This is a genomic window from Actinophytocola oryzae (genome assembly GCF_004364325.1).
Classification (GTDB): domain Bacteria; phylum Actinomycetota; class Actinomycetes; order Mycobacteriales; family Pseudonocardiaceae; genus Actinophytocola; species Actinophytocola oryzae.
In genome coordinates this window covers 173,421-185,085 of the sequence record NZ_SOCP01000007.1, presented here as the reverse complement: position 1 = coordinate 185,085, position 11,665 = coordinate 173,421, and the positions used below count along the sequence as shown (strand labels likewise).

1 protein-coding gene (running past one end of the window) is annotated in these 11,665 nt (G+C 73.9%); it reads right to left on the bottom strand.

Translation table 11 applies throughout. The features are described 5' to 3' along the window. Positions 1-23: 23 nt before the first annotated feature. Positions 24-11,665: the 3' portion of a type I polyketide synthase gene (locus CLV71_RS48520; RefSeq protein ID WP_208297643.1), read on the bottom strand. The gene runs 4,030 nt beyond the window's last position; 11,642 of the gene's 15,672 nt are visible here — the last part of the coding sequence; its start codon lies off the right edge, out of view — the gene reads right to left on this strand; the stop codon is at positions 24-26.

Here is an 11,665-nt window from a genome sequence, read left to right as displayed (position 1 = left end):
CATGTCCCGTGTCGGGGTCGTTCTCAACCGTCGGCCTCCCCGGCATCGTCCGAACGCGCACCGAGGGCCATCTCGACGAGGCTTTCCAGGTCCATGGTGTCCAGCGGCTGCTCGACGGGCGCGTCGTTCGCGGTCGGCTCGGCACCTGCCAGTCCGAGAAGGATGTCGAGCACGCCCGACTCGCGCAGCCTGCCCGTCGGGATCGACGCGATGACCTCGCGGATGCGGCTTTCCTCGGACTGTTCGGTGCTCTCCCCGCCGTTTTCCCCCGGGGTGAGCCAGGTGTGGAGCGCACGGGTGAGTGCGAGCGGGGTCGGGTGGTCGAAGATCGCGGTGGCCGGCAGGCGCAGTCCGGTCGCGGAGTTGAGGAGGTTGCGCAGCTCCACCGCGGTCATGGAGTCGAACCCGGACTGCAGGAAGCCCCGCGCCGCGTCGACGCCCGAGGCGTCCGTGTGCCCGAGGACGACGGCGGCCTTGGCGCGGACCAGCTGGAGCAGTGTTCTTTCCTGGTCCGCGGTGTTCATCGTGGCGAGGCGTCGGCGCAACGCGGTCGCGTCGTCGCCTGTGTGTCGGCGTCGGACGCGGACCAGGTTGCGCAGCACCGGCGGCACGGTCCCGGAGGCCGCGTCCTCGCGCAGAGCCCGCCGGTCGACGTCGATCGGCAGCACGAACGGTCGCCCGGTGGTGAACGCCGCGTCGAACAACGCCATGGCGTGTTCCGTGGTCAGTGCGTTCAGGCCCATCCGGTGCATTCGCAGGCGGTCCAGCTCGCCGACGTGTCCTGCCATGCCCTCGGTCCGCTCCCACATGCCCCAGCCGAGCGACACGGCGGGCAGCCCCTGGTCGTGTCGGTGGCAGGCGAGGGCGTCGAGGAAGGCGTTGGCGGCCGCGTAGCTGCCGACACCGGCGCCGCCGATCGTGGCGGCCATCGAGGAGAACAGGACGAACGCCTTCAACGGCAGGTGCTTCGTCAGCTCGTGCAGGTGCCGGGCGCCGTCGACCTTGGGGCCGAACACGGTGGCGACGCGCTCGGGGGTCAGCGACTCGAGCGCCCCGTCGTCCAGCGCACCGGCCGCGTGCACGACCGCGGTCAGCGGCCGGGTGTCCGGAACGGACGCGAGCAGCTCGGCGACCGCGGCCCGGTCACCGACGTCGCACGCCACGACGTCGGCGTGCACACCTCGGGTGGCCAGCTCGGCCGCCAGCTCGAGCGCGCCCGGCGCCTCGGGACCGCGGCGACCGGCCAGCAGCAGGCGGCGAACGCCGTGGTCGGAGACGAGGTGCCGGACGACCTCCGTGCCGAGGGCACCGGTGCCTCCCGTGACGAGCACCGTCCCCCGTGGATCGAGGGCGAGCCCGCCGGTCGTGGGGGCCGCGGGCGCCAGCCGCGGCACCAGCACGACGCCGGACCGGATAGCGAGCTGCGGCTCCCCGGTGCCGATCGCCGCGCCGAGCAGTGCCTGGTCCACGTCCGTGTCGACGTCGAGCACGACGAGCCGGTCCGGGTGCTCGGACTGCGCCGACCGCAGCAGGCCCCACACCGGCGCGGACACCAGGTCCGGTGCACCACCGGCGACCGACACCGCGCCGCGGGTGAGGACCACCAGCCGCGAGGCCGTCCACCGCTGGTCAGCGAGCCATGCCTTGACCAGCGCCAGGGCCGCGACGACCGCGTCGTGAGGTGTTGCCGCCTTCGGCAGCGGGGCGACGACCACGTCCGGCGTCCCGTCGACCGCGGTCAGGTCGGGCGAGTCCAGGACGGCGAGGGCTCCGTCGAGCGCAGCCGTCGGCACCGGCACCCAGTCGAGCTGGAAGGGTGTGTCCCTTCGCCTCCGTGGCGCGGCCGGCTGGTCGGTGGCGCCCGTCCGGAACGTCACGGAGTCCACCGTGGCCACGGCCCGGCCCGTCGAGTCGGTGATCGCGACGGTCACGGCGTCGGTGCCGAGAGGCGTGATCCGCACTCGCAGCGCCGAAGCTCCCGACACGTGCAGTGTCGCTCCGCTCCAGGTGAACGGCATGCGTGTCCGATCGTCCGAGGCGCCGGGCCTGACCAGGAGGGTCTGCAGCGCCGCGTCGAGCAGGGCTGGGTGCAGCCCGTACCCGGACGGGTCGGCCGCGTCGGGCAGGACGACCTCGGCCAGCAGTTCGTCGTTCCTGGACCACGCCGCGCGCAGGCCCTGGAACACGGGGCCGTAGTCGAGGCCGCGCGCCGACGACGCCGCGTAGAGGTCGTCGACGTCGATGGGCGTGGCGTTCGGGGGTGGCCATTCGTGGTGCCGTTCGGCGGGTCTCCCGTCGTCGGGCGTGAGGGTGCCGGTCGCGTGGCGGGTCCAGGTCTCGTCATCGGCACACGAGTACAGCGTGACGGTCCGTCGACCGTCGATCTCCCGGCCGACACGCACCTGGAGACGCACCGTGCCGGTCTCCGGCACGACCAGGGGCGCTTCGAGCGCGAGCTCCTCCACTCGTGTGCAACCGACGTGCTCGGCCGCCTGCCACGCCAGCTCGACGAAAGCCGCCCCGGGCAACACGACCGTGTCCAGCACCGCGTGGTCGGCCAGCCACGGTTGGGCGGCAAGGGAAAGCCGGCCGCTCAGCACGGTTCCGTTGTCCTCGGCGAGGTCCACGGCGGTGTCCAGGAACGGGTGCGGGGTACCCGACGTGTCCTCGGGCCGGCCGGTCAGCCAGTAGCGCTCGTGCTGGAACGCGTAGGTGGGCAGTTCGGCCCGTCGGGCACCGGCGCCGAAGACGGCCTGCCAGTCCAGTTCGACGCCGGCGACGTGCGCGTGCGCCAGGGCGGTCCGCAACCGGTCCATCCCGCCGTCATCCCGGCGCAGGGTGGCCAGCAGGGTGGCGGAAACACCGGTCTCGTCGAGGGTCTGCTGCATCCCCAGACTCAGCACCGGGTGTGGGCCGACCTCCAGCAACACTCGGTGCCCCGCCGCGAGCACCGCTTGTGTGGCGCTCTGGAACCGCACCGGCTCACGCAGGTTGTCGAACCAGTACCTGGCGTCGAGCGCGGCGGTGTCCAACGCCTCGCCGGTCACCGTCGACACGAAGGGAATCTCCCCGGAGCGTGGCCTGATGTCCGCCAACGCTGCCGACAGCTCGTCACGAACCTGATCGACCTCGGCCGAGTGTGCCGCGTAGTCGACGGCGATGCGCCGGGCGTCGACCTCCTCGGCCGCCAGCCGGGCCAGCAGGTCCTCGATCGCGGCGACTTCCCCCGACACCACAACGGAACGAGGGCCGTTGATCGCGGCGACCGACACAGCGGACGACCCGATCCACTGCCGCATCTCGGACTCGGGCAGCGACACCGACACCATCCCACCCGACAGCCAACGCAACGCCCTGCTGCGCGACGCGACCACGCGTGCACCGTCCTCAAGAGACAGGCCACCCGCCACGACCGCCGCGGCGATCTCACCCTGACTGTGCCCCACCACCGCCGCGGGCTCGACACCGAACGACCGCCACAGGCGCGCCAGCGAGACCATCACGGCCCACAACACCGGCTGCACCACCTCGACCCGGTCCAGCTCTCCCCCACCACGCACCACCTCCAGCAGCGACCAGTCGACGTGGGGCGCAAGGGCGCGCGCACATTCGGCCATCCCGGCCCCGAACACCGGCGACTCGTCCAGCAACCCGGCCGCCATCCCGACCCACTGCGAACCCTGACCCGGGAACACGAAGACCGGTCGACCGGCGCGCGCGACGCCACGCACGACACCGGTCCCGGCAACACCACGGGCCAGGGCGTCCAGCCCTCGGGCGAGGGCGGTGGGATCCTCCCCCACCACGACGGCCCGGTGCGCGAAATGGTCCCGCCCCAACGCGAGCGCGGCACCGACACCATGGACGTCGACAGCCTCGTCCACTACGGACCGCAGTCGCTCCGCCTGGGCCCGCAACGCCTCCTCGGTCCTGCCGGACACGACCCACATGCCGCCGATGCCGGCGACCGGTCCGTCCTCGTCCACCTCGGGTGGTTGTTCGAGCAGGACGTGCGCGTTGGTACCGCTCACCCCGAACGAGGAGATCCCGGCGCGGCGTGGCCGCCCCGGGTCGGCCCACGGCCTCGTCTCGGTGAGCAGCCTGACCGCCCCGGCCGACCAGTCCACGTGCGGGGTGGGCTCGTCGGCGTGCAGCGTCGGCGGCAACACCCCGTGGCGCAACGCCTGCACCATCTTGATCACGCCGGCGACACCCGCCGCGGTCTGGGTGTGGCCGATGTTCGACTTCACCGACCCCAACCACAACGGCTCCACCCTGTCCTGTCCGTAGGTGGCAAGCAACGCCTGCGCCTCGATCGGGTCACCGAGAGTCGTGCCCGTCCCGTGCGCCTCCACCACATCCACCTCGGACGCGGAAAGCCCCGCGTTCGCCAGCGCCTGCCGGATCACCCGCTGCTGCGACGGCCCGTTGGGAGCGGAGAGGCCGTTGCTGGCTCCGTCCTGGTTCACGGCGGAGCCCCGCACCACGGCCAGCACCCGGTGCCCGGCCCGGCGCGCGTCGGACAGCCTCTCGAGCACGACGACACCCGCCCCTTCCGACCACCCGGTGCCGTCGGCGTTCGCCGCGAACGGCTTGCAGCGGCCGTCGGGGGCGAGGCCGCGCTGGCGGCTGAACACCACAAACGGGGTCGGCGTCGCCATCACCGAGACCCCGCCTGCCAGTGCCAGCGAACAGTCACCGGCGCGCAGCGCCTGGGCGGCCAGGTGCAGCGCGACCAACGACGACGAGCACGCCGTGTCCACCGACACCGCGGGCCCTTCGAGGCCGAGCGCGTAGGAGACCCGTCCCGAGACGACACTGGCGGCGTTGCCCGTCAGCAGGTATCCCTCGGCGCCGGACTCCCGTGCGACCGCGCCGCCGTAGCCCTGTCCGGACACGCCGGCGAAAACCCCGGTCGGCGAGCCCGCGAGCGAGCCGGGCGCGAACCCGGCGTCTTCCAGGGCCTCCCAGCACACCTCGAGCAGCACCCGTTGCTGCGGGTCCATCGCCAGGGCCTCACGCGGCGACACGCCGAAGAACTCCGCGTCGAAACCACCCGCGTCGGCCAGGAACCCACCCTCGCGGACGTAGCTCTTCCCCTGCCGCGCGGGATCCGGGTCGTAGAGGCCCTCGATGTCCCAGCCGCGGTCGGTCGGGAACGGGCCGATGGCGTCCGTGCCGGACAGCACCAGCTCCCAGAGGTCCTCGGGCGTGGCCACCGCGCCGGGCAGCCTGCAGGCCATGCCGACGATCGCGATCGGCTCGTCGACCGGGACGGCCGAGGACACCGTCGCGACCGGGGTGGTGTCGCCGGTCAGCCCCGCACGGAGGAACTCGGCCAGCGCGCCGGGGTTCGGGTGGTCGAACACGAGGGTGGCGGGCAGCCGCAGGCCCGTCACGGCACCGAGGCGGTTGCGCAGCTCCACGGCCGTCAGGGAGTCGAATCCCAGGTCCCGGAACGCTCTGCCGGGCTCGACCGCGTCCGGCGCGGTGTGCCCGAGCACGGTCGCCGCCTGTTCACGCACCAGGTCCAGGAGCATGCGTGCCCGGTCGGCCGGGGACAGGCCGGAGATCCGGTCCCGCAGCGTCGTGGCGCCGGTGTCCTCGGTGGCCGCCCGGCGAGGCCGCGCGCGGACGAGACCACGCAGGACGGCGGGGACCTGTTCACGGGTGGCGAGTGCGGCACGGTCGAGGTGCGCGGGCAGCACCGCGGCGTGGGGAGCGGCGAGCGCGGCGTCGAACAGCGCCAGTGCGTCCTCGGTGGACAGTCCGGCCAGCCCGGAGCGCCGCATCCTGGCCCGGTCGCCGTCGTCGAGGTGGTCGGTCATGCCGCTCGCCTGCGCCCACAGACCCCACCCGAGCGACAGTGCAGGCAGGCCCTGCCCGACCCGGTAGTGGGCCAGGGCGTCCAGGTAGGCGTTCGCCGCCGCATAGCTGCCCTGCCCGCTGCTGCCCAGCGTCGCGGCCATCGCCGAGAACAGCACGAACGCCGACAGCGGCTTGTCCCTGGTCAGCTCGTGGAGGTGCCACGCGCCCGTCACCTTCGGCGCCAGTACCGCGGCCATCCGCTCCGGGGTGAGCGTGTCGACGACGCCGTCGGCCAGGACACCCGCGGCGTGCACGACCATGGTCAGCGGGTGCCCGGCCGGGATCTCGGCGAGCACGCCCGCGACCGCGGCCCGGTCCGTCACGTCGCACGCCACGATCTCCACGTGCGCGCCGTGGGCGGTCAGTTCGGCCGCCAGCGCCGACGCGCCCTCGGTGTCCGGGCCGCGGCGACCGGTCAGCACGAGCCGCCGGACGCCGTGACCGGTGACCAGGTGTCGCGCCAGTTCGCGGCCCAGCACCCCGACACCGCCGGTGATGAGGACGGTGCCGTCAGGGTCCGGCGGCGTCGGCACTGCCATGGCCACCTTGCCGACGTGCCTGGCCTGCGCGAGGTGCCGCATGGCATCGGGCGCCTCCCGCATGTCCCACACCGACACCGGCAGCGTGTCCAGCACGCCGCGTTCGTACAGTGCGAAGACCTCGTCGAGCATCTCGTGCGCACGGTCGGGGCCGGCGTCGTGGAAGTTCGACGGCCGGTAGGAGACACCCGGACACTCCGCCGCGACTACGCCGGCATCGCGAACGTCCGCCTTCCCCAGCTCGGCGAACCGGCCGCCCGGCGCGAGCAGCCGCAACGACGCGTCCACGAACTCCCCGGTCAACGAGTTCACCACGACGTCGACGCCCCGACCACCGGTCACCGCGCGGAAGGCGGCCTCGAAGTCCGTCGACCGCGACGAAGCGACGTGGTCCTCGGCCACCCCCAGGGAACGCACCGCACCCCACTTGTCAGGACGCGCCGTCGCGAACACCTCGAGCCCCAGCCACCGCGCGAGCTGGATGACGGCCATACCGACGCCGCCTGCACCGGCATGGACCAGCACCGACTCGCCACGGCGCGCACGAACCACGTCCACCAACGTGTAGTACGCGGTCAGGAACGCCACGGGTACCGCCGCCGCGTCCACGAAGGACCAACCGGGCGGGATCCGGTGCACCAGCCGCTCGTCGGTCACCGCCACGGAACCGAAGGCGCCCGCGAACAAGCCCGCCACCCGGTCGCCGGGCGCGAACCGGGACACCGCCGGGCCGACCTCGACCACGACGCCCGCCGCCTCGTTGCCGAGCGGTTCCTCGGGTGCGTCGACCATCCCCAGCGCCACCACGACGTCCCGGAAGTTCAGCGCCGCCGCACGCACGACGACACGCACCTCGTCCGCGCCGAGCGGACGCGTGTCGGCATCCGTGGCCACCAGCGCCATGTCGCGGAAGCTCCCCCGCACAGGCAGTTCCACCCGCCAGGCCGGGACAGGCGGCACCCGCAACCCGTCCTCCACCGGCCCGACCCTCGGCATCACGACCACGCCTGCGCGAACGGCCAGCTGCGGCTCACCGGAACCGGCGGCCGAACCGAGAGCCGAGCGCGACGCCTCGTGGTCGTCCAGGTCGACGAGCACGAACCGGTCCGGGTGCTCCGACTGCGCGCTGCGTACCAGCCCCCACACCGGGGCGGCGTCCAGATCGGGCACCTCGTGCCCGACGGCCACCGCCCGCCGGGTCACCAGCACCAGCCGCGACCCGGCCACCTGCTCACACGCGAGCCACGCCCGCACCAGTTCCAGCACCTCGGTCACCGACGGGCGCGCCACGACCACGACGGTCTCCGGCGCGGGGGCACCGGCCGTCACGGCGTCGAGCAACGCCACCACGTCCGGGCAGACCTCGACCGCACCCGGCTCGGTGTCGACCGGGGCCGGCACCCAGTCCAGCCGGAACAGCGAGCCCTTCGCCCGGCTCCCGGTCGGCCCGTCCGCGGCGACCGGCCGGAACACCAGCGAGTCGACGGAAACCACCAGCCTCCCCGACGCGTCCTCGGCAACGAAGGACACGGCCCCGTCGTCGCCGACCGTGATCCGCACCCGCAGGACGGACGCGCCGACCGCCGACACCGACACCCCGCGCCACACGAACGGCAGCCACCCGCGTGCCCGGTCACCGGGCTCGGCCAGCACGAGCGCGTGTGCCGCGGTGTCGAGCAACGCCGGGTGCACACCGAACCGCGCCGCCGCGTCCCCGGGCACGGCGACCTCGGCGAACAGGTCCGCGCCGCGCCGCCACACCGCCCGGACCCCGCGGAACACACCGGTGTAGTCCAGCCCGCGGGCCGCGAGGAGGTCGTACAACCCGTCGACCGCGACGGGTTCCGCGTCGGCGGGCGGCCAGACCGCGGGTCGGGGGTCGTCCCGGTCCTCGTCGGCGGCCAGCGTGGCCGACGCGTGCCGCACCCAGGCGTCGGCCGGTCGGGCGGCGGGCCGGGAGTGCACGGTCAGCTCACGGACGCCGTCGGCGGTCGCGCCGACCCGCACCTGGACCCGGACGGCACCGTCGTCGGGGAGGACCAGCGGCGTCTCCAGGGTCAGCTCGGCGATCCGGCCGCAGCCGACCCGGTGACCGGCCTGCCAGGCCAGCTCCACGAACACCGTGCCGGGCAACAGCACCGAGCCCATGACCCGATGACCGGCGAGCCACGGGTGGGTGGCCGTCGACAGCACGCCGGTCAGCACCGTGCCCTGGTCGTCGGCGAGGTCCACCACGTCGCTCAGCAGCGGGTGCCGAGGCACCACCGCCCCGGTGGGGCGCGGGGCCAGCCAGAATGGCCGGTGCTGGAAGGCGTAGGTCGGCAGCTCCACGGTCGGCCCGCCGGGGAACACCGCCGTCCAGTCCACCTCGATCCCGGCCACGTGCGCCCTGGCGATGGCGGTGCGCAACCGGTCCACACCGCCGTCGTCCCGCCGCAGCGTCGCCAGCACGGTCGCCTGGCACTCGACGGCGTCGGCGGTCTGCTGCATCGCCAGCGTCAGCACCGGGTGCGGGCTCACCTCCAGCAGGACCTCGAGCCCGTCGGCGAGCACGGCGCGCGTGGCGTCCTCGAACAGCACGGGCCGCCGCAGGTTCTCGTACCAGTACGTGGCATCGAGGGTGGCGGTGTCCAGCAGCTCGCCACTCACCGTGGAGTAGAAGGGGATCTCGGCAGGCCGCGGTGTGATCCCGGCGAGCGCGTCGGTCAGCCCGGCCCGGATCCGCTCGACCTGCACGGAGTGCGCCGCATAGTCCACCTCGATCCGCCGCGCGTCCACGCCCCCCGCCGTGAACCGGGCCGACAGCTCGTCCAGTGCGGTGACGGCACCCGACAACACCACGGACCCCGGCCCGTTGACCGCCGCGACCGACACCGTGTCGTCGGACAACCACTGTCCCACCTCGTCGGCGGACAGGGGCACGGCCATCATGCCGCCGAGCCCGGACAGCGCCCGCAACGCCCTACCGCGCAACGCCACCACGCGGGCCGCGTCCGGGAGGGACAGTCCACCCGCGACGCAGGCGGCGGCGATCTCGCCCTGGCTGTGGCCGATGACCGCGGCCGGCCGCACACCGTAGGACTGCCACACGCGGGCCAGCGACACCATGACGGCCCAGAGCGCCGGCTGGACGACGTCGACCCGGTCGAGACCGGGTGCGTCCGGCTCGCCACGCAGAACGGCGGGCAGTGACCAGTCCACCCACTCGGCCAACGCCTCGGCGCACTCCGCGACCGCGGCGGCGAACACGGGCGACCGGTCGAGCAGTTCCCCTGCCATCCCGACCCACTGCGACCCCTGCCCGGGGAACACGAACACGGGCTCAGCGCCGGGACGAGCCACACCACGCACGACGGCAGGCCCGGCCAGGTCGGGCAACGCGGCCGTCAGCTCGGCGAGGTCGTCGCCGAGCACCACCGCGCGGTGCGGGAAGTGTGCCCTCGTCACCGCCAGCGAGCGGGCGAGGACACGGCAGTCGGCGTCGGACGCGAGCAGGTCGCGCAGCCGCTCGGCCTGGGCACGCAGCGCGGCCTCGGACCGGGCGGACAGCAACCACATACCGCCGAGACCGTCCGCGTCCGCCGGGGTGTCCACGATGACCGGTCGATCCAGGATGACGTGCGCGTTGGTCCCGCTGACCCCGAAGGACGACACCCCGATCCGCCGCGGCCTCCCCGCCGCCGAGCACGACCGCCCGGTCAGCAGCCGCACCGCGCCGGCGTCCCAGTCCACGTGCGGCGTCGGCTCGTCGACGTGCAGTGTCGGCGGCAACACGCCGTGCCGCAGGGCCAGCACCGACTTGATCACCCCGGCCACACCGGCAGCGGCCTGGGTGTGCCCGATGTTGGACTTCACCGACCCGAGCCACAGCGGCTCGTCGCGGTCCTGCCCGTACGTCGCCTGCAACGCCCGCGCCTCGATCGGGTCGCCCAACGTGGTGCCGGTGCCGTGCCCCTCGACTGCGTCGACGTCCCGGGTGGACAGACCGGCACTGGCGAGCGCCTGACGGATGACCCGCTCCTGCGCCGAACCACTCGGCGCCGACAGACCGTTCGACGCACCGTCCTGGTTCACCGCCGACCCACGCACCACCGCCAGCACCCGGTGCCCGAGCCGCTCCGCGTCCGTGAGCCGTTCGAGCACGATCATGCCGACGCCCTCGGCGAACCCCGTCCCGTCCGCCGCCGCCGCGAACGACTTGCAGCGGCCGTCCGCCGCCAGACCACGCTGGTGGCCGAACGCGACGAACACGCCAGGTGTCGTCAGCACGGTCACGCCGCCGGCCAGCGCCAGGGAACACTCGCCGTTGCGCAACGCCTGCGCGGCAAGGTGGACAGCGACCAACGACGACGAACACGCCGTGTCCACCGACAGAGCGGGCCCCTCCAGCCCCAGCGCGTACGCCACCCGACCGGACACCACGCTCGCGGCGGTCCCGGTGAGCAGGTAGCCCTCGGACTGGGGCTCCCGGCCGTCGAAGGACCCGTATTCCTGGCTGGACACGCCCGCGAACACGCCGGTGGGCGACCCCGCGAGCGTGCCGGGGTCGATGCCGGCGTTCTCGAGTGCCTCCCAGGTGACCTCGAGCAGCTGGCGCTGCTGCGGGTCCATCGCGAGCGCCTCGCGTGGGTTGATGCCGAAGAAGTCCGCGTCGAAGCCGGCCGCGTCCGCGAGGAACCCGCCGTGCCGGACGTGGCTGCGGCCCGGCGCGGCGGGGTCGGGGTCGAACAGCGCGCCGACGTCCCAGCCGCGATCGGCCGGGAAGTCGCCGATCGCGTCGGCGCCGGACACCACCAGGTCCCACAGGTCCTCCGGTGAGCCGACACCGCCCGGCAACCGGCAGCCCATGCCCACGATCGCGATCGGCTCGTCGGCCGCCGACACCTGGGTCACCGCTCCCGCCCGCGCGCCCGCGCCGGCGAGGCACGCCTGCAGGTGCCTGGCGAGCGCCGAGGGCGTCGGATGGTCGTACACGACGGTCGTGGCGAGCGGCAGCCCGGTCGCCGCCGTGAGCCGGTTCCGCAGCTCCACCGCGGTGAGGGACTCGAAGCCCTGGTCGACGAAGCCCCGCTCGGCCTCGACCTTGTCCGCGCCGGTGTGGCCGAGCACGGCCGCGGCTTCCCGCCGCACCAGGTCGAGCAGGGACCTGCGTTGCTCCGCCGGCGACCGCGACGCCGGCAGGCCGCGCAGCCCGGCGCCTCCACTCACCTCCGGGGCGGTCGGCGCCGCCTCCGGCAGGTCGGCGAGCAACGCGCTCG